The organism is Micromonospora sp. NBC_01699, from assembly GCF_036250065.1.
GTDB lineage: Bacteria > Actinomycetota > Actinomycetes > Mycobacteriales > Micromonosporaceae > Micromonospora_G.
Genome location: NZ_CP109199.1, coordinates 6592757 through 6614258 on the forward strand (window position 1 = coordinate 6592757; position 21502 = coordinate 6614258).

Here is a 21502-nt window from a genome sequence, read left to right on the forward strand (position 1 = left end):
CCAGCTCGTTGCTCGCCGCCGATCCGTCGCCCGAGTCGGGCGGGATCGTCGGCTTCGTCACCGGCCTGATGGAGAAACTCGGTGGTCCGGGCGCCGGCCTCGCGGTGGCACTGGAGAACCTGTTTCCGCCGATCCCGAGCGAGGTGATCCTGCCGCTGGCCGGATTCACCGCCAGCCAGGGCAACCTGAGCCTGGCCAGCGCGATCATCTGGACCACCATCGGTTCCGTGGTCGGCGCACTCGCCCTCTACTACGTCGGCGCCCTGCTCGGCCGCGACCGGGTACGCGCGATCGCCGCGAAACTACCGCTGGTGAAGCTCGCCGACGTGGACCGGACCGAGGCGTGGTTCCTCCGGCACGGGGTGCAGGCGGTCTTCTTCGGCCGGATGATCCCGGTCTTCCGCAGCCTCATCTCCATCCCGGCCGGGGTGGAACGGATGCGGGTCACCACGTTCCTGCTCTACACCGCCCTGGGCAGCCTGATCTGGAACACCGTCTTCGTGATGGCCGGCTACCTGCTCGGCGAGAACTGGCACGTGGTGGAGGGGTACGTCGGAATCCTCCAGAACGTCGTGATCGTGGTGTGCGTACTTGGGGTGGGCTGGTTCGTCACCACCCGGCTACTGCGGGCGCGGCGGGCCCGGCTCTCGCCGGAGGAGGCGGAACCGCCGCAGGACCGGCCGGCGCCGGACGCGTACACCGGCTATCCGGCGCCGGACGGCTACCCGGGGTACCAGGGGCAGGCCGATCCGGTGGCGCAGGCCCGCGCCGCCCGGGGCACCCTCTACGGCACCCCGCGCCGACCGCACGACGAGTGGTGAACCGGCAACGGTAGACACGGTGGACGGCGCCGGACGCCGTACGAGCCCCCCGGCCCCGTACGGCGTCCGCCCCCGTTGTGCCCCGGTTCAGACCCCGACCGGTTGCCGTACCCGATCGACGTCGTCGTCGTGCGCCTCGCCGTGGGAGAGGGTGGGCAGCCAGGCCAGCCAGCCCGGCAGGTACCAGTTCCGTTCCCGCAGCAGGACCATCACCGAGGGCAGCAGCACGGCCCGGACGATGGTGGCGTCGATCAGGACCGCGACGGCCAGGCCGAAGCCGAGTTCCTTCATCGAGACCAGCGAACCGGTGGTGAACAGCCCGAACACCGCGACCATGACCAGGGCGGCGCTGGTGATCGTGCCGGCGGTGCCGCGAATGCCCCGGGACACCGCGAGCTTGTTCGGCCAGCCCCGGTCATGGCCCTCGCGGATCCGGCTGAGCACGAAGACGTGGTAGTCCATCGATAGCCCGAACAGGATCACGAAGAGGAACAGCGGCACCCAGTTGGTGACCGCACCGGCGGACTCGAAGTTGAGCACGCTCTCGCCCCAGCCGTGCTGGAAGACCAGCACCAGCAGCCCGTACGCGGCGGCGACGGAGAGCAGGTTGAGCACTATCGCGGTCAGCGCCACCACCAGTGACCGGAACGAGACGAGCAGCAGCAGGAACGCCAGGCCGAGCACGAAGCCGAACACCAGCGGGGCGCTGCGACCCATCGCGTCGTTGTAGTCGACCGAGTCGGCGGCCCGTCCGGTGAGCAGTGCCTCGGCCCCGTCGACGCCGTTGACCGTACGCGGGATGACATCCTCGCGCAGCGTGCGTACGGCCTGCTCGGAGACGGTGTCGATGCCGGTGCCGGACAGTCCGGCGCTGACCACGGCGAGCGTCCGGTCGGGGTTGACCTCGACCGTCACCGGCTCGTGCAGCACACCGGTGGCCAGCGCCTCGGCCCTGAACCGATCGATGGCGGCGGTGAGCGCCGGGGTGGTCACGTCGTCGGCCCGGACGGCGAGTACGGCCGGGTCGCCGCCGCCGGGGAAGGCCGCCCCGACCCTGATGAACGTGTCCAGCGCCGGGGCGGAGGTCTTCAGCGCGGTGATGTCCTCCTCGGCGGTACGCATGCCGAGCGCCGGCACGGCGAGCGCGACCAGCGCGAGCGTGGCCAGGATCGCGGACAGCCCCGGCCGGCCCAGCACCAGGTTGAGCAACCGGGCCCAGCCCCGGCCGTTCGTCTCACGCCGGTACAGCCCCGGCACCCGGCCGAGGTCGATCCGGTCGCCGAGCTTGGACAGCACGGCCGGCAGCACGGTGAGCGCGCCGAGGGCGGCGATCGCGACCACCAGGATGGTGCCGGTGGCGAGGCTGGCGAAGACGGTGTCGCGGGTGAGGAACATGCCCGAGGTGGCGACGATGACGGTCAACGCGGAGATCATCACGGCCCGGCCGGAGGTGGCCGCCGCGATCGCCAGGGCCCGCTCCGGGTCGGCGCCGCGGGCCCGCTCCTCCCGCTCCCGACGCAGGTAGAACAGGCAGTAGTCGACGCCGACGGCGAGGCCCATCAGCAGCATCAGGTGCATAGTGGTGTCGACCGCGGGCACCAGCCGGCTGGCGGCGGCGAGCAGGCCGAGGGAGGCCAGGAACGCGGTCAGGGCCAGGCCCATCGGGAGTACGGCGGCCAGCAGCGCGCCGAACGCCACGATCAGGATGCCGAGCGTGACCGGGATGGAGAGCAGCGACAGCCGGTGCATGTCACCGGCCAGGATCTCGTTGATCGACTGGTCCAGGCTGGCGTCCCCGGTCTGGGCCACCAGCAGGTCCGGAAACTGCCGTTGCACGCCCGCGACGGCGTCGCGTACGGCGTCCACCCGGTCGACGGCGGTGTCCGCCGGCCCGGACAGGTCGAACGTGACCAGGGCCGAGTGCCGGTCGGCGGAGATCGTGTCGGCGGATACGTTCTCCACCCGGCCGGTGCCCTCGACCGCGCTGACGGTGGCCGTGACGGCCTCGGTGAACGTGGGCGAGTCGGCGAGTTGGTCGTCGCTGTGGATCAGCACCATCTCGCCGGCCCGGTCGGGGAAGCCGCCGGCGGCGATCAGTTCGGTGGCCCGGCCGGACTCGCCGTGACCGTACGAGCTGTCGGCGGCCTGCACGGTGCCCAGCACCGCGCTGAGCGCGGTCGCCACGACCACGAACAGCAGCCAGCCGACGATGGCGGTGGTGCGGTGCCGGGCGCTCCAGCCGGCGATCCGCGCGGCGAGGTTGCCGGGCCGCTGGTGGCGCGGTCGGGCGTACGGGTCCGGCCGGGGTGTCGGCGGCGGGAGAACGGTCGTCGTGGTCATGCTTCGACGCTATGGATCGGCCGGTTGTGGATCGATCCAGCTCACACCCCGGTTTCCGGTAGGGCTGTCCGGGGCGGCGGGGTAGGGCTGCCCCGACCCGTACGGGATCACCCGCACCCGCAATCAATCATGAACCGTTTCATAATGGCACCGCAGGTTCCTGAAACAGCACGCCGTCATCCAGCTCCTGGGCGTGCGTCCGTCGAGGGTGTCCCGATGGCGTCGGTTGCCGGGCACGGGCGTCGGAGGGTGGGACGTACATTCGTCGGCATGCGCGTACTGTTTGCCAGCCTTGCGTCGGTCGGACACACCTATCCGCTGATCCCGCTCGCGATCGCCGCACGGGACGCCGGGCACGAGGTGCACTTCGCCGCCGGTGCGGACGTGCACCCGCCGCTGGCCGCGAACGGGCTGCGGCCGTTCCGTCCGGCGGACTCGTTCTACGAGGTGTACGCCGAGGACCTGGAACCGGAGCTGGCCCGGTTGCGCCCCGACCTCGTCGTACACGAGTGGGGGCTGCCGGGAGCCGCCGTCGCCGCGGCTCGTGCCGGAATCCCCGGCATCTGGCACGGTTTCGGGCGTGCGATCCCCGAGGGAATCGGGCTCGAATCACCCACCGGCAACACCGAGGCCCCCGGCCGGCCACACGTCGACATCTGCCCACCGTCCCTACAGGACAAGGACTTCCTCGCCACCGAGCACCGGATCGTCCTGCGGCCGGTCCCCTTCTCGACGCCGGCCGCACTGCCAACCTGGAGCGGCCGGCACGATTCGAAGCCACTGATCTACCTGACGCTCGGTACGGCGTTCGGCACCGCGGAACTGCTCACCGTCGCCATCGAGGGACTGGCCGGCCTGGACGCGCGGGTGGTGGTCGCCGCCGGTCGGGTGGGACCGGAGCAGCTCGGCGAGGTGCCGGACAACGTCATCGTGCGGGCGTGGGTGCCGCAGGCACAACTGCTGCCGTACGTCGACGTGGTCGTCCACCACGGCGGCAGCGGCACCACCCTCGGCGCGCTCACCGTCGGCGCCCCGCAGCTGTTCCTACCCCAGGGAGCCGACCAGTTCGCCAACGCCGACGCCGTCAGCGCGGCCGGCGCCGGGCTGCGCCTGCTCGCCGACGAGGTCAGCGCGGACGCCGTCGCCGAGCAGGTCCGCAAGCTGTTGCCGCAGGCCGGACCCGCGGGTCACCGCGACGCGGCCGGTGCGATCGCCGAGGAGATCGCCGCCATGCCCTCCCCGGACGAGGTCGCCCGCCGCCTGCCCGAGTACACCGAGCGCGGCTGAGTCACCGATCATCAGAGTCGCCGATTGTCAGGGGAGGAAGTGGCGTACCGATGATCCAACCCACAGTGCCCGACGGGCGAAGCCCACGGCTCGCGTCGGTACGGTTCCGACCCGCCGAGCCGGACGACGCCGAGCGGATCGCCGGGTTGCACGCCGACAGTTGGCGTCGGCACTACCGGGGCGCCTACGCCGACTCGTACCTTGATGGCGACGTCACGACCGAACGCCGCTCGGTATGGTCGACCCGCCTCGCCTCGGCGGCGAACAGTGCGACCGTCGTCGCCGAGCGGGGCGGCCGACTGGCCGGCTTCGTCCACGTCATGTTCGACCACGACCCGGTGTGGGGCAGTCTGGTCGACAACCTGCACGTCGCCCACGACCAGCACCGTACGGGCATCGGCACCGAGCTGCTGGACCGCGCCACCCGAGCCGTCGCCGACCGGGCGAACGGCACCGGCATGTACCTGTGGGTGTTGGAGCAGAACACGGCCGCCCAGCGGTTCTACCGCGCGTGCGGAGCCACCCGCGCGGAGGCGGCGACGGTGGAGCCGCCCGGCGGTGACCCGACCCGGCTCGACGGCAGCCCCCGCAAAGTGCGGATGGTGTGGCCGGCCCGCGCGGCGTGACGCGCGGACCGGCCCACGATCGAGCAGCGGCGGGACTCGGGAGCCGGTCAGGCCGACTGTTCGTCGAACTCGAAGATCTCGCGCACCTCGACCTCGACCTCTTCGAACAGGTCGGCGTAACGCTGGGCGAACTCGACGGCCTCGGCGCGGTCGTTGAAGTTCAGCAGCGCGAAGCCGCCGATGACCTCCTTGGCGTCGACAAACGGTCCATCGGTCACGGCGATCGCCGCGTCCCGCGTCTTGCGGACCAGCGAGCCCCGCTCGGACGGGTGGACGCCCTCGGCCGTGATCAGGATGCCCTTCTCGATCGAATCCTGGATGAACGCCCCCATCTTGCCGATGAACTCCTGGCTGGGGTTCCACGCCTCCGGCGCACTCTCGTCGAGCCGGTGCATCATCAAAAACCGCATTACCGCTCCCTTGTCATGTCGGGCCGTGGTCCGGGGCAGGCCCGGACGCTGTGACCAGCCGTCACACCCCCGTCGAACGACGACCCGCCGTCTCGACACTTTCTACCGGAAAATTTTGCGGCGGCTGCCACCAGGCAATATTCGGCAGCGCCGGCCGACACGGGGATCGCGACGGGAGGTGACCCGGATCACGCTGTCTTCGACGGCGCCGGGGTGGGTTCCCGGCGGGCCGGCAGGACGACCTGGCCGGGTCCGTCATCGAGGGCGGAGCGGCGGTGCGGGTGGGCGAGGTAGAACTCGATCACCTCGGCCAGACGCTCGTCGGAGACGGCGCAGTCCGGGCCGCCGATCCGGACGTACCGTGGATCTTCTGGTGTTTTCCCGCGCAGGTGAGCGCCCTTGCTGTCGCGGTAGACGGCCTCGATCCGCTCCCAGCCCACGGTGTCGTCGCCGACGGTGACGCCGCGCGAGGTGATGGTCACGTACCCGGAGCGGCGCAGCCGTCCGAAGGCGGTGGCGGCGAGCACGATGGTCGCCACCCCGGCGAGGATCGACCCGATCGGACCGGACCACTGGCTGCCCGCGCCCACCTGCCCGCCGAAGAAGAACAATCCACCCCAGGCGAAGCCGGTGGTCCCGACCGCGTCGAAAACGAGCGCGGCCCGCGACCAACGGCCCTGCAACCCGGGATGTACGCCGTCGCGCAGCACCAGTGCCGCCCGCCACCGAAGGTCGGCTCGCCGGTGTCGCGTGCGCAGCCACCGCTCACCGGCGAGTTGTATGCCGATGGTGACGAGCACGATGAAGCTGACCTCGGGGGCGGCGGCTCCCAACCGGCGCCCGTACTCCCACAGGGCCGCGCCCGCCGCCACGATCGCGGACGCCGCGAGGACCGCGATCACCGTACGGACCGAGCGCGGCCGGTTTCGGCGTGGCTCCTCGATGATCAGCACACGCCTCCAACGAAATCCGCGTCGCTTCCCGCCGTGATCGTGGTGATCACCGTACTCGGACGGTGGGTTCCGCACCCGCTCATCCGCCGTCGTGGCGTACGGTGCCGGCGGGGATGGGCACCGCGAGCCGGCGAAGTCTCGCCGCCACCGGGGTGTCCGGATCGACGATGTAGGTGATCAGGCTCTGCCCCGGTTCCTCCGGCAGCCGCAGCGCCCGGTAGCGCAGGCGGAACGGCCCGATCTCCGGATGGTGCAGCCGGTAATAGCCGGTGGTTTTCTCGTGCACCTGTTGCAGGTCCCACAAACGGCGGAACTCAGCGCTCTGCCGAGACAATTCGGCGAGCAGTGCGGAGGTCGCGCCGTCGCCGGGTCGGCGGGCGGAGTTGAGTCGTAGATAGGCGACCACGTCGCGCGCCTTGGCCTCCCAGTCGCGGTACACCTGTCGTGCGGCGGGATCGAAGAACACCAGCCGGGCCATGTTGCACCATTGTGCGGGCAGCATGTCGAAGTCCGCGAAAATCAGGCACGCGGGTGTGTTCCACGCCAGCACGTCGGTTCTGCGGCCGATCACGTACGCCGGTACGTCGACCATGGTGTCGAGCAACTGCCGTAGTCCCGGCATGACCTGCTCCGGCTCGGCCGGCAGGTACGGCTTCCGTGGCGGTCGCGCGAGATTGTGCAGGTGGACGCGCTCCACCTCGGTCAGCCGAAGGGCGCGGGCGACCGCGTCCAGCGTGGATCCCGACACCTTCTCGTTGCGTCCCTGCTCCAGCCGGATGTAGTAGTCCGTACTCACGCCGGCCAGTCGGGCCAGTTCCTCGCGTCGCAGTCCGGGATCCCGGCGAGCACCGCCGAAGATCGGAATTCGGACCTCCTCCGGCTGGAGCCGGCCTCGGCGGGAACGCAGGAACGCACTCAGTTCCGTCCGTCGATCCACTAGTCCCCCACTGGTGACACGCACGGCGACGCCTGGTTAACCAGGGTACCAACGGGCACCTCCCTGCGCGATGCGCGAACGTCAATCCTATGAATGCAAGTCAGGAATGACGGACCACATGAGAGGAAAGACAATGAGACTGAAAAGGATCGCGGCGACGATGGGCGTGCTGGCGCTCACCACAGCGGGCAACTTCCTCGCCGCGCCGACGGCCTCGGCCGCGCCCGCCACGCACCCACCCGCCGCCGCGCTGAGCTGCTACAACCCGTCGACTGCGGTCGAGGACGGAGACGGGCGGGTCCCCAACACCGGCTGGTGGACCACTACCAACCGGTGCGTCGACATCAACTTCCGGTACACCACCGGACCCGCCTTCCTCAATGCACGGGTGTGCTTCCGCAATGGGGCCTGCAACGACGTACAACGGGTCAACCGGGGCCAGGGCTGGGAGGTCATCGCCTCCAATGTGCTGGACGGCACCCAGTTCTACGTGGCCATCGACGCCGGCGCCAGCCGGTTCGCCGGAGCGCTCGCCTTCTGACCCCTGATGGTCCCCGGCGGTACCGGCAGTCGGATATGCCATAGGTGCCGCCGGGTGCCGGATGATCGCTTGTCGCGTTACCACTGCCGGCCACTCAGCGTGGCTGTCTGTCGCTCTGTGATCGCGGGCCGTGTTCGAGGGTCGCCAGGAAGCTGTCGGCCGCATCCTGGACCCGGTCTTGGTCGCCCGTGGCCAGCAGGTCGAGCAGCAGCCCGCGGATGGTCGCGATCACCAGGGTGGCGGTGCGCCGCGCCGTCGCCACGTCGGTGTCCGGTCCCTGCGCGTCGACCAGTGCGCTCATCCAGTCGGCCACGACGCGTTCAAGGAACTCCGCGAACTGTTGCGGCGCCTGTAGCGCGCGTCCGTAGACCGCGAAGAACAGTCGGAACTCCGCCCACTGGCGCGGGTCGGAGGTGCGGGTCCAGACCGCACGCGCGGCCGCGGCCAGGTCGGGCTGGTCGCCGACCGCATCGCTGGTGGCCGCGAAAGCGCGTTCGCGCAACCGCCCGAGCATGGCCTCCAGCATCTGCTCCTTGGTGCCGAAGTGATGCACCAGCGTTGTGGTCGACACCCCGAGGGCGCGGGCCACCGGCCGCCACGACAGTTCGGCGAACCCGTGCTGTACCGCGTAGTCGACCGCGGCGTCGAGCAGGTCGGCTCGCCGCTGGTGATTGACCGGCCGTCCCGTCATCGCCGCCTCGTGATTTCTCTCGCATTGCGGTTCCTAGAACGATCGTACTACGGTTGTTTCTCGTACGATCGTTCTAGGATCTGGGAGGTCCTCATGCGTGTGTTCGTCACCGGACCGTCGGGCTGGGTCGGCCGAGGGCTCGTCCCCGAGCTGATCGCCGCCGGCCACAAGGTCACCGGGCTGGCCCGCTCGGATGCGGCGGCCCTCTCCATGCGGGCGATGGGGGCCGAGGTCCACCCGGGATCGCTCGACGACCTCGACGCCCTGCGCGACGCGGCCACCGCCGCCGACGGCGTCGTCCATCTCGCGTTCAAGCACGACATGTTCTTTTCCGGCGACTTCGCCGGCGCCACCGACGCCGACCGGGCGGCGATCGATACCTTCGGCGAAGCCCTCGCCGGCACCGACAAGCCGTTCGTCATGGCCTCCGGCATGCTCGGCGTGCTCGGGCTGCCGTCCGGTGTCGTCGCCACCGAACGCGACGGGCTGACCTCCGAGGCCGGCAGCACGGGCCCGATCAGCGGCGCCGCCGGACGGATGGCGAACGCCCGCCAGGCTCTCGCGCTCGCCGGCCACGGGGTCCGCTCCTCGATCGTGCGGCTCCCACCCGCCACGCACGGCAAGGGCGACAACGGCTTCACCACCACCGCGATCGGCTTCGCACGCCAGAGGGGCGCCGCCGCGTACGTCGGCGACGGCGGCAACCGCTGGCCCGCCGTACACCGCGATGACGCCGCTCGACTGTTCCGCCTCGCGGTCGAGTCCGCGCCGGCCGGCTCCGTGCTGCACGCGGTCGGCGACGAGGGCGTGCCGATCCGTACGGTCGCCGAGACTATCGCCGCGAATCTGGGCCTTCCCGCGGTCTCCGTCAGCCCCGAGGAAGCTGGCGACTACGTCGGCTGGCTCGGCGGCCTCTGGCCAATCGACGGACCCGCCTCGGCAGAGATCACCCGTGACCTGCTCGGATGGCAACCCGTCGGCCTCGGACTGATCGCCGATCTCCGGCAGGGCCACTACTTCTCCTAGGTCCTCTTGACCGGTGACTCGGTGCAGCTATTTGTCGATGGTGACCCGGACCGGGCCCACCCGCAGCGTTCCGTCGTTGCGCGGGGTGCAGTGGATGCCGCCCCTGCCCCGCGGTGCCCGCCACGCGCCGGGGCCGACGGTCACATCCATCCAGGCACACGGATGCGCCCGCCGATTGACCCGCAGGCTTACCGGCGCCGGAGCCGAGCGGTTGATCCCCGTGGCCCACATGATCAAAAATCTTTTGTCGGATGTGCGGTGGCCCGGTCGATCTTCGTCCCGGAGTCACATCTACCCTTGCGTCCATTGTGGATTTGTCGGGTCGACGCCCAGCCCTGGCCCTGTGACCTCAACACCATCGACCCCGAGTTCGGCGCACCGCCCGACTCGCGCGTTCTCCACGAACGCTTCATCGGCTGGGTACCCGTGCGCCGTACCTGATGGGGAGCGAACCACGGCACACGACGAGAGGAACGCTGGCGTGACCGACGAGGACGACGACCTGAGCGCATCACACCGCCCCGGTGACAACTGGCTCTGCCGCGACGACGGGCGGGAGTGGCCGTGTCCGATCTTCCGACGCCGGATGTGGGTGCTCTATCCGAATGATCCCCATCGGTTGGCGGCGTTCATGCGCCACTTCCGTGACAAGGCCGCGCCCGCGCTGCCGGAACTAACCGCCAAACAGGTCGAAGACCGGTTCATCGGCTGGATAAAGGATCCGCCGACCCGCCGTCGACTCCGCGCGATCTGACGACGCCGCCCTTCCACCAGGAGCAGGGCAAGGAGAGGAACTGCTTCGGCCGTAGCGTCCGTACCATTCGGTAAACCTCGCGGTCCGCTTCGGCGGCACGGTCACGACGGTCGAGGGTTGCCATCGCGTCGACGTACGGCCATGATCATCGATCGTGGACGGGGCCCTCGAACTGACGACGCACATCCTGGTGCTGGCACTGCTGGCGATCGCGGTGGTGGGGGTGGTTCGGCTGGCGAAGTATCGCGACCGCTTCCGCCAGCGAATCGCCTCCGCACCGGACGGGCGGAGTTGGTTCTACCGGCACGCCATCATCAACGCGTGGATCATGGCGGCCTTCGTACCGTTGATCGTGCTCACCAGCGCCGAGCTGACGGCCGCCGACGTCGGTTGGGCCTGGCCTCACGGCGACGGGCTGGACTACCTGTTCGCCGCGGCCATGTTCGTGGCACTCGGGGTCGGTGGCCTGCTGGCCCGGTACCGAATGCGCCGAGGCCACGCGTACCCCGGCAGGTCCGGTGCGGCCGCGGTCATCCCGCGGACGGCGACGGAACGCCGGCTGGCCGTGGCGGTCTCGTTCACCGCCGGCATCACCGAGGAAGCTCTCTATCGTGGGCTGCTGATCGCCGTCGGCACACAACTGTATGACCTGCCACTGATACTGGTCGCGGCGGTGAGCCTGGCCCTGTTCGTGGCGGCACACGTCTACCAGGGCCGGCTTGCGCTGCTCGGCGTCGCCTACACCGGCGCCCTGCTCACCGCCATCTACCTGATCTCGGGCAGCCTGCTGCTGGCGATCGTGGTGCACATCTGGCAGGACCTGGTAGCCCTACTGCTGGTCCCACCACACCCGACAACCCCGCCACCCGCCCCCCGCACCAACCCCGACCCACCACCCACCGAACCCGCACCTCACGCCCCCGCAACACCCACCAAACCCCCATCACACACTCCCCCCAAAATCCGCTCCCCCTTCCCGCACTAACCCCTCCCCTCCCCTCCCCCTCCTCCCCTCCCCCCTCCCCCTCCTCCTTCCTTCCGCGATCTAGGGCAAATGGTGGTGGATAGAGATCCACTAGCACGTATTTGCCCTAGATCGCGGGCGGAGGGGAGGGAGGGAGGGAGGGAGGGGGCGGGGGTCAGCGGGTGCTGAGCATGCTGACCTTGGCCAGTCCGGGTCGGGCGAGCGGGAGGTCGGGGAGGGCGGTGAGGGTGACCCGGACGTGGCGTCCGAGGGCGGTGAACAGCGCCCGCTGGGTCTGCGCGGCGGCCGGGTCGGCGGGTCGGTCGAGCACCTTCGACCAGGTCAGACCGTCCTTCGACACCTCGACGGTGTAGCCGTAGCCGAACTGGGCGGCCTCGCCGGCACCGGTCGGGATGGTGGCGCACTGGCCGGTGGCGGGACCGGCGACCGCGTTCGGTTCGCCGTCGCGTACCGGCGCCGGCTGGTTGCCGGTGCAGGCCAGCGGCCCGCGTACGGCGTTCGCCGACACCGCCTGCGGTCGGTTGCCGGTGCGGTTGCCGGAGAGGGTGACCGGGCCGGCGATCTGGTTGCCGGTCAGGGTGACCTGGCCGGTGGCGCCGCTGATCGAGACCGGGCCGGCGATCCGGCTGCCGGTGAGCCGGACCACTAGCGCCCCGGTCGCGGTGACCGGACCGGCGACGGTGGCGTTGTCGGCGACCAGCGAGGCGCCGGGGCGCACGGTGACCGGGCCGCTGACGGTGCCGGTGAGGCAGGTGAGACCGTCGGTCACGGTGAGCGGGCCGGCATGGGTGCCTTCGACCGTACGGGTGCAGGCGTCGCGGACGTCCGTACGCGGGAAGGTCAGCTCGATCCCGGCGAGGGTGCGCCAGCGGCCGAGGTCGACCTGCCAGCGCTGCCCGGTCGACGTGTCGGCGGCCTTCCAGGCGGTGGCCGGGTCGCCGTCGGTGGCCAGCGTGGCATCGTGTCCGGGCAGCGCGCTCGTGGCGGTGGCGGGACGACCGGCGGAGACGTCGACCGGGGTGTCGCCCGCGGTGTAGCGGGTGTAGTTGTAGAGCCGCTTGGCCTGCGGCAACGGGGTGCCGGTCACCTTCGCGGCCAGGTCGCACGGGCCGTTGCTCTTGATGGTCAGCGAGGCGCCCTGGACGTACTCGACGACCTCTTCCTTGTCGTCGCCGCAAAAGTCGGCGTGCCAGAGCCGGGCGGCCGGGTCGAGGACGCTGATCACGTCGCCGCTGCCGTTCATGATCGTGGTCGGTTCGCCGCAGCCCCGGTTCCACACCATGATCAGATCGCTGTGGTCGCCGGTCCAGTTGTGGATCGGCTCCGGGATCGAGCCCCAGCAGCCTCGGGTGGTCCGCGCCTCCTGCCAGACCATGCCGCCCCGCTCGTCCAGCAGGAACAGCCCGTCGTAGCCGTTGGCGGTCCGGTCGATCCGGTCCAGGCCGAGCGACTCCAGTCCGGGCAACTCCGGGATGTAGTCGCCGGTCATGATGTTCTGCGTCTCGACGATGTCGCTGTTGCGCCAGAGTTCGGCACCCGTACGCAGGTCGTGCGCGACGGCGGCGTCACCGCCGAGGATGAGTTCGGGTTCGGCGTCACCGGCGATGTCGGCCATCCACATCGTGTCGGCGTGACCGTCGCCCCGGTGCTGCCAGAGCAGTTGCCCGTCCGGGCCGACCATGTCGTAGCCGATCATCACCTCCTGCCGACCGTCGTTGTCGATGTCGTACGGCCAGGGGTAGTGACCGGTGTTGCCCCGGTGGGTCCAGAGCAGCGTGCCGTCGGCCGCCAGCGCCCACGCGGTGTCGTAACGGTCCTTGAGGATGATCTCCCGGGCGGTGTTCCCGCCGCTCAGGTTGGCGAAGACGATCGCGTCGTGGGCCAGCCGGTCGGGCAGTGCGAAGTCGCGTACGAGCTGCCCGGTGGCGCCGTCGAAGACCATGAACCGGCCGGGCTGGCGGGTGTCGCCGCCCGGGTGCATGATCGCCACGACCTCGTTGTCCCCGTCCCCGTCCACGTCGTGCACCTGGGCCGGGATGTCACTACCGTTGTTGCGCCCACGCGGGTCGGGGGTGCCCGCCTGCCAGAGCAGCCGACCGTCCAGGTCGTACGCGGTCAGCGCGGCGACCAGCGCTCCTTCGAACCGGTCGTCGGCGACGTAGTGCGGTTGCATGTAGACGATGTCGAGCCGGCCGTCCCCGGTAACGTCGCCGAACAGCGGACGCGCCCCGCCACCGGCGGCTCTGGTGTCGATTGTGGTCACGACATTCGGCACGATCCGCGCAGCGGCGGGTGCCGGGGCGCCGGCGGGCACGGCAGCGTTGACGGGTGGCGGGGCGACAGCGGGTGCCGGGGCGGCTGGCGGTGCGGTTTCGGCTCGGGCGGGGCCGGGTGGGGCGAGCACGGCGAGCAGTGCCACGGCCGACCCGGCGGCGCGCCAGGGCCAGGATCGAGGTCGGGATAGGGATCGGGCGGGACGGGGTTGGGACGGCGGGGGTAGCTGCGGCATTTCGGAGCCTCCTAAGGGGAGCGGGGGAATTCCGCAAGGAGATGAACCGTTTCAATAAGCCGCAGCCAAGATATCCAGGACGTTACGAAGGTGTCAAGGAAAACAACGCCCTCCCCAACCTGGCGCCCGCTTTTGCCAGTGGGAAGGCATCGACCGTTGACTTACGTACAAAGTCGCCGGTAACTTCCGAGGATTGAACTGTTTCAGGTCGAGTCCCGGTGAGGGTCGGGTCGAGTCCCGGCGAGGGGTCAGACCTGGCCGCCGAAGAAGCCGTACCGGGACAGCGGCCCGATCAGCTCACGCTCCTCGTAGGCGAGGTGCGACAGCAGGGCGTCGCTGAGCACGTCGACCGCCTCCTGGATGCCGGACAGGTCGTCCGGATGACTCACCAGCTCGACCAGGGCCCGGTCCACCCCTTCGAGCACCTCGTGGATGACCTGGTGCTCCTGGTCGAGCCGGTCGATCACGGCCGCCAGTTGCCCATCCGAGGCCCTCAGGTGCGGGAAGATGCCGCCGCTCTCCATCGTATGGTGCTGGGTCAGCGACACGCAGTACGACTGGCAGAAGGAGCCCAGGGTCCAGTTGTTGGACCGCAGCGTCATCGCGTTCACCTCGCCCCGAGCGGTCCCGACGTCCATGGCGTTGGCGCGTACCTGGTCGAGGATGTCGCGTACCCGGGCAAGTTCTTCCCGGTAGTGGTTGTGCACGTCGATCAGGTGCTTGCCGGCGGAGAGCCCACGCCCGGTGAACCGCACCTCCCGCGCCGGTTCGGGCACGCTCGGCCGGGTGCTCTCGTCCCAGACCCGGGTGCCGCTGTGCCGGGTCGTCGGCGGCGGCGTGGGCGTGAGTCCCGTACGGCTGGTCACCCAGTGGTCGGTGTCGGTCACGGTCTTCCTGTCTCTCCGGTACGGACGGCCGGGGTTGGTGGTGTCGATGCCGCCGCGACGAGCGGGGGCGGGGCGGGGCGGTCAGCGGGGCCAGTCCCGCCACTGCCGCAGGGTTGGAATGATCGTCTGCTCTTCCAGGTCGAGATGGGCCAGCAGCTCGGCGCCAACCGCTTGCAGGGCCACGACCAGGCGTTTCCTGGTTTCCGGGCGGTCGTCGCCGCCGAGCAGGTCGGCCAGCGCCTCCACCTGGTCGAGCAGGTCGGAGATCCGGCGGTGGTCGGCCTCCAGCCGCTTGACCGCCGGAACCAGGGCCGGGTTGGAGCGGCGCAGGGCCGGAAAGAGCCGGACGTCCTCGTTGCCGTGGTGTGAGTGCACCAGCCGGCAGTAGCTCAGGCAGTTGGTACGGAGCTGCCAGAGCGGACCACGGGTCTGCAACGACCGCACGGTCGAACGGACCCGGTCCGGTGACGCGCCCCGGCCGATCTGGTCGGCGAGCTTGCGGAGCTGGTTGAGGTCACGGCGCAGCACGCCGTGGATCCATCTCAGCTCCTCGACCAGGTGCTCCCCCGGCGCGGGTCGGGGGGCGCGAGCGCGACTCATGCGAACGACCGTACCAGATCGTTGATGTAGACCAATAATTACGTGGGGCAAATCATTTTGCCTCTGCTAACATAACCGCATGACGGTCGAGGAGACCCGGGACCGGCGGGCGATGGACCGTATCGGCCTGCTGCTGGCCCGGCACGGCGGCATCAGCAACGCCCGCATCCGCCAGGCGCTGGAGGCCACCGGCCTGAGCACCCGGGCCGGCATCACCCTGATGCACCTCGCCGAGAACGGCCCGATCGGGCAACAGGCACTGGTCGAGGCGCTCGGGGTCGATCCCAGCGCCCTGGTGGCCATCCTCAACGACCTCGAACGGGACAACCTGGTCGAACGGCGACGGGACCCGGCCGACCGGCGCCGGCACATCGTCGTGCTCACCGACGCCGGCTCGTCGGCTCTGACCAGGGTCGACGCCGCGATGGCGGCGGTGGAACGCGAACTGCTCGCCCACCTCGACGCCGACGAGGTCGCCACCCTGCACGAGTTGCTAAGCCGGATCAACACCGCCGTCGACGACGACGCCTGCCGCGAAGCCTGACCCTCCCCCACGGCAGGGGTACGCCGACCCGCAGCGGGTACGCCCCCACCGACGAGCACCGGGGCGGCGCCGAACGCCCCGGTCGTACGGGGAGGAGTCGGCCCGATGATCGAGCTACCGACGGAGAACGACCCTCGACTGGAGGCGACGTACCGGTCCGACCGGGTCTGGAGCGGCGTGACCACCAGCGGCGACGGCCGGGTCTTCGTCAGCTTTCCCAACGCCGACCGACCCGGCATCCAGGTGGCCGAGCTCGGCCCCGACGGTCAGCACGTGCCCTACCCGAACGCCGCCTGGAACGCGGTCCGGGACGACCATGATCCGGAGGGCGCGTTCGTCCAGGTCAACGGCCTACGGATCGGCCCCGACGGGCGGCTGTGGATCATCGACGCGGGCGCACCCGGTATCGGCCGACCGGCGATCGACGGCGGTGCCCGGCTCATCGTGGTGAATCTGAGCACCGACACGGTCAGCGACGTGTACGACCTCAGTCCGGCGACCCGTCCCCGCAGTTACCTCGACGACCTGCGGTTCAACGGTGACCGGATCTACCTCACCGACGCCGGGGAGCCCGGACTGATTGTGCTGGACCTGGGCACCGGACAGCTTCGCCGGCTGTTGGACGACCATCCCAGCACCACCGACCAGCGCCCGCTGTACGCCGACCACCGCAAGGCCCGTGGCGCGGAGGGCGACGAGGTGCTGGTCCACGCCGACCAGCTGGAGGTCTCCCCGGACGGCCGACAGCTCTACTACCAGCCGGCGTCCGGGCCGATGTCCCGGATCGGCACCCGGTGGCTGGACGACCCCTCGGTCACCCCCGGCGAGCTGGCCGACCAGGTGGAGGACTGGCTGGACACGCCGACCACCGGCGGCACCGCGATCGACGCGAACGGCGTGATCTACCTGAGCGACACCAACCAGCGGCGACTGCTGGCGATCAGTCCGGACCGCGAGGTGGAGACGGTGGTCGCCGATCCGCGCCTGGTCTGGGCCGACGCCATGTGGCTCGACCACGCCGGCGACCTGTGGATCCCGGTCCCCCAGCTGAACCGCACCGCCGGTTTCAACGGTGGCGTACAGGCGGTCGAGTATCCGGTGTGGATCTACAAGATGCATGTCGGTGCCGGACCCGCACCGAACGATCACCAGTGATCCCATGCACGGATCATGCATGGTGCGGCACGAATGGATCATGCATGAATGAGGTACGTGTCGGATATGTTCGACTGAGCCAAAGTTAAGGCTGTTTTGATGCCGTGTGTCGCGCCCTCAGGTGCGTTGACCACCGATCGCGCAGCCGCATAATGCAACGCAGGTCGCATGGCATCCGGCCAAAAGCGACATACCGAGAGTGAGAGGTGGAGCCGTGAAGCTCACCTTCGTTCGAAAGACTGCGTTGTCTCAGGTAAACAACTGCCCGTCCCTATATCGCACCGACCGCGACACCTTTGTAGTCCAGGGATGGCGGGTGTCGGACCCCGAAGCCCTGGCTCAGCTCGACGTACCCGCGCACGAAACCGTGGTCGAGGTCCCGGCCGACGTACTGGCGGAGATCGCCAAGGCCCTGTAACCACGGAGATCGGCTCACCGACCAGGAGTACCCGTACCGCCAGGGGAACCCGCCGGTGAGCCGATCGCCCTAAGCTGGACGACTGAGGATCCGCCGCCGGGCCGGCACCGCAACCGGCCGTACGGCCCGACACCGGCTGGTCATCGCCACTGCTCCACCGCCCGCACGGCGGCGCAGCGGTACCGTGACGCCTACCCAAGCGCAGCTTAGGAGCAGGTGATGTCCAGCAACCAGACCGGCAGCGACCGAGGGGCACTGGGGGCGAGACTGCGGGAACTCCGCGCCCGCGAAGGCATCTCCGGGGTCAGTCTGGCGAGCCGGCTGGGCTGGGTCCAGTCGAAGGTTTCCCGGATCGAGACCGGTCGACAACTGCCCACCGAGGACGACGTACGGGCCTGGGGTGCGGTGATTGGCGCCGACGAGTCCCTGCTGGACGAGCTGCTGCGACAGTTGCGGGAACTGCGTGGGGAACACATCGCCTGGCGGCGCGGTGCGACGGACGCGGCCCAGACCGGCACCCAACGTTCCATGATGGAGCTGGCGGCCGAGGCGACCCTGGTCCGCAACTTCGAACTCGGGGTGGTTCCCGGCCTGCTCCAGACCGCCGACTACGCCCGCGTACGCCTCGCCGAGAACGTCGAGTTCCACGGCGCACCCGGCGACGACCTGGAGGACGCGCTGCTGCTGCGGATCCAGCGCCAGCAGGTGCTGTACGACTCCGCCAAGCACTTCCGGTTCGTGGTGACCGAGTCCGTATTGCGAATGTCCCTCTGCCCGGTGGACGTGATGCGCGGGCAGCTCGACCGGTTGACCGCGCTGACCGGCATGAGCAACGTCGAACTCGGCGTCATCCCCACCTCGGCCCGGCTGCCACTCGCCCCGCTGCACGGGTTTGTCATGTTCGACGACACCGTCACGGTGGAGACCTGGGCCGAGGAACAGACCTGGCAGACCCCGGCCGACGCGCAGCGGTTCGGCCGGATCTTCGACCGGCTGCACGACGTGGCCCGGCACGGCGAGCACGCCCGCGAGATCATCCAGACGACGCTGGCCGGTCTCGCCACCCCCGCATGACCTCCTCGAACGCGGCGTGGACCGGCGTTCCGGGCAACTGACCGGTCGCGGCTATCTCGCCGGTTTGTCGGGCGATCTCCCGGAGTCGACCGCTCACTCCTGTCGCTGGGCCGCGCACTGGGCGCAGGTGCCGAAGATCTCCAGCGTGTGCCCCACGTCGGTGAAGCCGTGCTCGTCGGCGACCCGCTTGGTCCAGGTCTCGACCGTCGGTCCGGCCACCTCCACCGTACGGGCGCAGTGCCGACAGACCAGGTGGTGGTGATGGGTCGGGCTGCACCGGCGGTAGAGCTGCTCCCCGTTCGGCAGCCGCATGACGTCGATCTCGCCCGCGTCAACCAGCGTCTGCAAAGTCCGGTAGACCGTGGTCAGTCCCACCCCGACACCGCGCTGACGCAAATCGGCGTGGAGCTGCTGCGCGCTGCGGAACTCGGTCACCTCCCCGAGCAGGGCAACAACCTCGCCACGCTGCCGAGTGTGGCGAGTGACCCCGGGCACGGAGTTGATCACCACCAACCACCTTCCCCACTCCACCAAACAAGCGCCGCCAGTCTACGACCCACCCCCACGCCCCCCCTAGCCCCGTCACCACCCCCATCCCCGCCCCATCCCCATCCCGTCGCCATCCCCGCCCCGCCCCCGCCCCGTCGCCATCCCCGTCGATCTAGGGCAAATGGTGGCGATTAGGGATCAACTAGCACGCTTTTGCCCTAGATCGACGGGGCTTTGCGCCACGCGAAGGGAGGGAGGGAGAGAGGGGGAGGTGTGAGGGGGGAGGGAGGGGGTAAGGAGGGGCGTGGGATGGTGGAGGGGCGCTGGGGGTGGGGTGCATTTGGGGTGCCCTGCGGCGGGTGGGTGTGGCACCGCCGGGAGTGGCGGGGCGGCAGCATGAACGGGCAGACGCAGCGGTCGGGGCGACGGGCGGCGTTGATGGCGACACTCGGCGCGGTGGCGAACGCCGTACCGGCGGTCACCGTGCTGCCCAGCCTGCGACTGCGGCTCTTTCCCCGGCTCAGCGGATTCGGCGCCGTCGACCACGTGGCGCTCACCTTCGACGACGGGCCGGACCCGGCGTCCACACCACGGTTCGCCGAGGCGCTCGCCGCCCATCGGATCCGGGCGACGTTCTTCCTGCTCGGCTCCACCCTGGCCGATGCGCCGTCGGTCGGGCGGGACCTCGCCGCCGCCGGTCACGAGGTGGCCGTACACGGGTGGGCGCACCGGAACCTGCTGCTGCGCGGGCCGTACTCGACCCACCATGATCTGGCTCGGGCACGGGACCTGGTCCAGGAGACCACCGGGCAGACCCCCCGCTTCTACCGCCCACCGTACGGGGTGCTCAGCGCGGCGGCACTGCTGGCGGCCCGTCGACTGGCGCTGAGCCCGGTGCTCTGGACCTGCTGGGGGCGGGACTGGACCCGTACCGCGACACCGGCCTCGGTCCTCGCCACGCTGCGTACGGGACTCGGCGGCGGCGGCACGATCCTGTTGCACGACTCCGACCATTCCTCCGCACCAGGTGCCTGGCGGTCGAGCCTGGCGGCGCTGCCGTACCTGCTGGACGAGTGCGCCCGACGGGGTTGGCGGGTGGGCCCGCTGGGTGAGCACGGGCTGCCACCGCGCCGGCCGGGACGGGACGGGACGCACCGCAGCGCCGGACGGGCGGCGACGCAGTAGCGGTGGTGCTGCCGCTCGGAGCAGTGCACCCGGTCCGGCGGCCGTCGGGGACTGACTCTGCCGCACGGTCTCACCGCGGTCATCTCGTTCGGAACGGAGAGCGGACCGGACGGTCGGAGTCGCGGCGTACCGGATGCAGGCCGGCACCGCCGCGCACCGGCGTACGTCGGCGGGCCAGTACGCCGCCGACCCGGTTCGCCCGGCGCAGCGCCTCGAACAGCCGGTACGCCCCACCGGCGACCAGCCGGTGCTTGATCCCGGCGGCGCCCGGTGGCACCTGGTACCCGGTCACCGGCCGGTACCGGCGGAACCGCTCGACCATGGCGGTGAAGAACTCCCGGCGACGGGCGGTCGGCACCCGCTGGGGGTGCCCGAGGACCTGGAGGAAGTGCCAGATCATCCGTTCGAAGATCAGCCCGCGCAGCGCTTCCGGGATCTCCGGCCGGGCGGCCATGAACGCGAAGACCCGGTCCCAGTGCGGGAACAGCTCGAAGTGTCGTCCGCTGAGCGTGTGGGTGATCCCGCCGGCCTGGCGCTGCCGGTAGACGTAGCAGGTGCGATCAAGCAGGCTGATCCGCCCGGCCGCGAGCATCAGCGGAAAGCTGAACGAGACGTCCTCGTACCAGCCGTCGCCGAAGGTGAGGCCCAGGTCGGTGAGGAACCGGCGCCGGACGATCTTGTTGCAGGCGATGTGCAGCACCGAGAGCAGCGCCGGTCGGTCGCGCAGCGCGAACACCGACGGGGAGCCGGGCGGGCCGGCGACCCGGTTCACCGACTCGGTCCGGACCCGGCCGTCCCGCCAGACCCGGCTGAATCCGGTGACCAGCAGGTCGGGGCGGGTCCGGTTGAGCCGGTCGGCGACCGCGGTCAGGGTGCCGTCGGGCAGCCAGTCGTCGCTGTCCACGAACCAGACGTACGTTCCGGTCGCGCTTGCCAGGCCGGCGTTGCGAGCGGCTCCCAGGCCCTGGTTGTGGTTGAGCGTGACCACCCGGAGCCGGGGTTCGGTGGCCGCGTACCGGGCCAGGATGTCGGCGCAGCCGTCGTCCGAGGCGTCGTCGACGGCGACCACCTCAAGATCGGTGAACGGTTGCCGCAGGACCGAGTCCAGGCACCGGGTGAGGTACTCCTCCACCCGATAGACGGGGATGACCACACTGAGCAGAGCCACCGGTCGCGACCTCCGGGGAGCGGGGACCGGGATGGGCGGGCCCCGGCCGGCCCGGAACCAGGCACCTGGTCAACGACCGACCCGCCCGGGTCGTCGCGCGAC

The 21502-nt window shown here is 70.3% G+C and carries 21 protein-coding genes; 11 read left to right on the plus strand and 10 right to left on the minus strand.

Annotated elements, in window-relative coordinates; genetic code table 11:
• Window positions 1-8 precede the first annotated feature (8 nt).
• The gene (locus OG792_RS26875; RefSeq protein ID WP_329111445.1) at window positions 9-821 is read left to right on the plus strand and encodes a DedA family protein; all 813 of its coding nucleotides are present in this window, start codon (window positions 9-11) and stop codon (window positions 819-821) included.
• Between the two features lie 87 nt (window positions 822-908).
• Here OG792_RS26875 and OG792_RS26880 read toward each other — a convergent pair whose 3' ends face one another.
• Entirely contained in the window at window positions 909-3161 is a 2253-nt protein-coding gene (locus OG792_RS26880; RefSeq protein ID WP_329103483.1) for an MMPL family transporter, read from the minus strand.
• Window positions 3162-3431: 270 nt separating this feature from the next.
• Here OG792_RS26880 and OG792_RS26885 point away from each other — a divergent pair, with 270 nt between their 5' ends.
• Together OG792_RS26885 and OG792_RS26890 are read left to right on the plus strand one after the other, a co-directional pair.
• Entirely contained in the window at window positions 3432-4448 is a 1017-nt protein-coding gene (locus OG792_RS26885; protein WP_329103484.1) for a glycosyltransferase, read from the plus strand.
• Between the two features lie 50 nt (window positions 4449-4498).
• The gene (locus OG792_RS26890; RefSeq protein WP_329103485.1) at window positions 4499-5074 is read left to right on the plus strand and encodes a GNAT family N-acetyltransferase; all 576 of its coding nucleotides are present in this window, start codon (window positions 4499-4501) and stop codon (window positions 5072-5074) included.
• Window positions 5075-5121: 47 nt separating this feature from the next.
• Here OG792_RS26890 and OG792_RS26895 read toward each other — a convergent pair whose 3' ends face one another.
• The 3 genes from OG792_RS26895 to OG792_RS26905 form a co-directional block, all read right to left on the minus strand.
• A complete protein-coding gene (locus OG792_RS26895) occupies window positions 5122-5484 on the minus strand; it encodes a YciI family protein (protein ID WP_329103486.1) in 363 nt (120 codons plus the stop codon).
• A 188-nt stretch (window positions 5485-5672) separates the two neighbouring features.
• On the minus strand, window positions 5673-6437 hold the full coding sequence (locus tag OG792_RS26900) for a hypothetical protein (RefSeq protein ID WP_329103487.1): 765 nt from the start codon (window positions 6435-6437) through the stop codon (window positions 5673-5675).
• A gap of 79 nt (window positions 6438-6516) precedes the next feature.
• Window positions 6517-7374, minus strand: a complete 858-nt coding sequence (locus OG792_RS26905) for a helix-turn-helix domain-containing protein (protein ID WP_329103488.1) — start codon at window positions 7372-7374, stop codon at window positions 6517-6519.
• Between the two features lie 133 nt (window positions 7375-7507).
• Here OG792_RS26905 and OG792_RS26910 point away from each other — a divergent pair, with 133 nt between their 5' ends.
• Complete coding sequence (locus OG792_RS26910; protein WP_329103490.1) at window positions 7508-7915, plus strand: hypothetical protein; 408 nt, start codon at window positions 7508-7510, stop codon at window positions 7913-7915.
• Window positions 7916-8009: 94 nt separating this feature from the next.
• Here the strand turns inward: OG792_RS26910 and OG792_RS26915 are convergent, their stop codons facing one another.
• The gene (locus OG792_RS26915) at window positions 8010-8606 is read right to left on the minus strand and encodes a TetR/AcrR family transcriptional regulator (protein ID WP_329103491.1); all 597 of its coding nucleotides are present in this window, start codon (window positions 8604-8606) and stop codon (window positions 8010-8012) included.
• A gap of 93 nt (window positions 8607-8699) precedes the next feature.
• Between OG792_RS26915 and OG792_RS26920 the strand changes: the two genes are divergently transcribed.
• The 3 genes from OG792_RS26920 to OG792_RS26935 all read left to right on the plus strand — a co-directional run bounded on the left by OG792_RS26920 (window position 8700) and on the right by OG792_RS26935 (window position 11371).
• Complete coding sequence (locus OG792_RS26920; RefSeq protein WP_329103494.1) at window positions 8700-9632, plus strand: SDR family oxidoreductase; 933 nt, start codon at window positions 8700-8702, stop codon at window positions 9630-9632.
• 481 nt (window positions 9633-10113) lie between these two features.
• Window positions 10114-10386: a hypothetical protein gene (locus tag OG792_RS26930; RefSeq protein WP_329103496.1), complete on the plus strand. Its 273-nt coding sequence runs from the start codon at window positions 10114-10116 to the stop codon at window positions 10384-10386.
• A 154-nt stretch (window positions 10387-10540) separates the two neighbouring features.
• A complete protein-coding gene (locus tag OG792_RS26935) occupies window positions 10541-11371 on the plus strand; it encodes a CPBP family intramembrane glutamic endopeptidase (protein ID WP_329103498.1) in 831 nt (276 codons plus the stop codon).
• Window positions 11372-11525: 154 nt separating this feature from the next.
• Here OG792_RS26935 and OG792_RS26940 read toward each other — a convergent pair whose 3' ends face one another.
• The 3 genes from OG792_RS26940 to OG792_RS26950 all read right to left on the minus strand — a co-directional run bounded on the left by OG792_RS26940 (window position 11526) and on the right by OG792_RS26950 (window position 15367).
• A complete protein-coding gene (locus tag OG792_RS26940; protein WP_329103500.1) occupies window positions 11526-13634 on the minus strand; it encodes a discoidin domain-containing protein in 2109 nt (702 codons plus the stop codon).
• A 494-nt stretch (window positions 13635-14128) separates the two neighbouring features.
• Window positions 14129-14767: a hemerythrin domain-containing protein gene (locus tag OG792_RS26945; RefSeq protein ID WP_329103501.1), complete on the minus strand. Its 639-nt coding sequence runs from the start codon at window positions 14765-14767 to the stop codon at window positions 14129-14131.
• Window positions 14768-14848: 81 nt separating this feature from the next.
• Entirely contained in the window at window positions 14849-15367 is a 519-nt protein-coding gene (locus OG792_RS26950) for a hemerythrin domain-containing protein (RefSeq protein ID WP_329103503.1), read from the minus strand.
• A gap of 79 nt (window positions 15368-15446) precedes the next feature.
• On the opposite strand from OG792_RS26950, the gene OG792_RS26955 reads away from it, so the two are divergent.
• From OG792_RS26955 to OG792_RS26965, 3 genes are all read left to right on the plus strand, one after another.
• Window positions 15447-15911: a MarR family winged helix-turn-helix transcriptional regulator gene (locus OG792_RS26955; protein ID WP_329103505.1), complete on the plus strand. Its 465-nt coding sequence runs from the start codon at window positions 15447-15449 to the stop codon at window positions 15909-15911.
• Window positions 15912-16016: 105 nt separating this feature from the next.
• Window positions 16017-17066 carry an SMP-30/gluconolactonase/LRE family protein gene (locus OG792_RS26960; RefSeq protein WP_329103508.1) on the plus strand — a complete coding sequence of 350 codons (1050 nt, stop codon included), beginning with the start codon at window positions 16017-16019 and terminating at the stop codon, window positions 17064-17066.
• Window positions 17067-17703: 637 nt separating this feature from the next.
• Window positions 17704-18558: a helix-turn-helix domain-containing protein gene (locus OG792_RS26965; RefSeq protein ID WP_329103511.1), complete on the plus strand. Its 855-nt coding sequence runs from the start codon at window positions 17704-17706 to the stop codon at window positions 18556-18558.
• A gap of 93 nt (window positions 18559-18651) precedes the next feature.
• Here the strand turns inward: OG792_RS26965 and OG792_RS26970 are convergent, their stop codons facing one another.
• Window positions 18652-19068, minus strand: a complete 417-nt coding sequence (locus OG792_RS26970; protein WP_442932311.1) for a Fur family transcriptional regulator — start codon at window positions 19066-19068, stop codon at window positions 18652-18654.
• Window positions 19069-19443: 375 nt separating this feature from the next.
• Here OG792_RS26970 and OG792_RS26975 point away from each other — a divergent pair, with 375 nt between their 5' ends.
• Window positions 19444-20232 carry a polysaccharide deacetylase family protein gene (locus OG792_RS26975; RefSeq protein ID WP_329103513.1) on the plus strand — a complete coding sequence of 263 codons (789 nt, stop codon included), beginning with the start codon at window positions 19444-19446 and terminating at the stop codon, window positions 20230-20232.
• A gap of 79 nt (window positions 20233-20311) precedes the next feature.
• Here the strand turns inward: OG792_RS26975 and OG792_RS26980 are convergent, their stop codons facing one another.
• Window positions 20312-21400, minus strand: a complete 1089-nt coding sequence (locus OG792_RS26980; protein WP_329103515.1) for a glycosyltransferase family 2 protein — start codon at window positions 21398-21400, stop codon at window positions 20312-20314.
• Between the last annotated feature and the right edge of the window lie 102 nt (window positions 21401-21502).

Bases quoted from the DNA above. Each gene is read 5' to 3' on its own strand.
- OG792_RS26880 (WP_329103483.1), bottom strand. From the start codon at position 3,161: ATGACCACGACGACCGTTCTCCCGCCGCCGACACCCCGGCCGGACCCG.
- OG792_RS26885 (WP_329103484.1), top strand. From the start codon at position 3,432: ATGCGCGTACTGTTTGCCAGCCTTGCGTCGGTCGGACACACCTATCCG.
- OG792_RS26890 (WP_329103485.1), top strand. From the start codon at position 4,499: ATGATCCAACCCACAGTGCCCGACGGGCGAAGCCCACGGCTCGCGTCG.
- OG792_RS26895 (WP_329103486.1), bottom strand. From the start codon at position 5,484: ATGCGGTTTTTGATGATGCACCGGCTCGACGAGAGTGCGCCGGAGGCG.
- OG792_RS26910 (WP_329103490.1), top strand. From the start codon at position 7,508: ATGAGACTGAAAAGGATCGCGGCGACGATGGGCGTGCTGGCGCTCACC.
- OG792_RS26915 (WP_329103491.1), bottom strand. From the start codon at position 8,606: ATGACGGGACGGCCGGTCAATCACCAGCGGCGAGCCGACCTGCTCGAC.
- OG792_RS26920 (WP_329103494.1), top strand. From the start codon at position 8,700: ATGCGTGTGTTCGTCACCGGACCGTCGGGCTGGGTCGGCCGAGGGCTC.
- OG792_RS26950 (WP_329103503.1), bottom strand. From the start codon at position 15,367: ATGAGTCGCGCTCGCGCCCCCCGACCCGCGCCGGGGGAGCACCTGGTC.
- OG792_RS26955 (WP_329103505.1), top strand. From the start codon at position 15,447: ATGACGGTCGAGGAGACCCGGGACCGGCGGGCGATGGACCGTATCGGC.
- OG792_RS26960 (WP_329103508.1), top strand. From the start codon at position 16,017: ATGATCGAGCTACCGACGGAGAACGACCCTCGACTGGAGGCGACGTAC.
- OG792_RS26965 (WP_329103511.1), top strand. From the start codon at position 17,704: ATGTCCAGCAACCAGACCGGCAGCGACCGAGGGGCACTGGGGGCGAGA.
- OG792_RS26975 (WP_329103513.1), top strand. From the start codon at position 19,444: ATGAACGGGCAGACGCAGCGGTCGGGGCGACGGGCGGCGTTGATGGCG.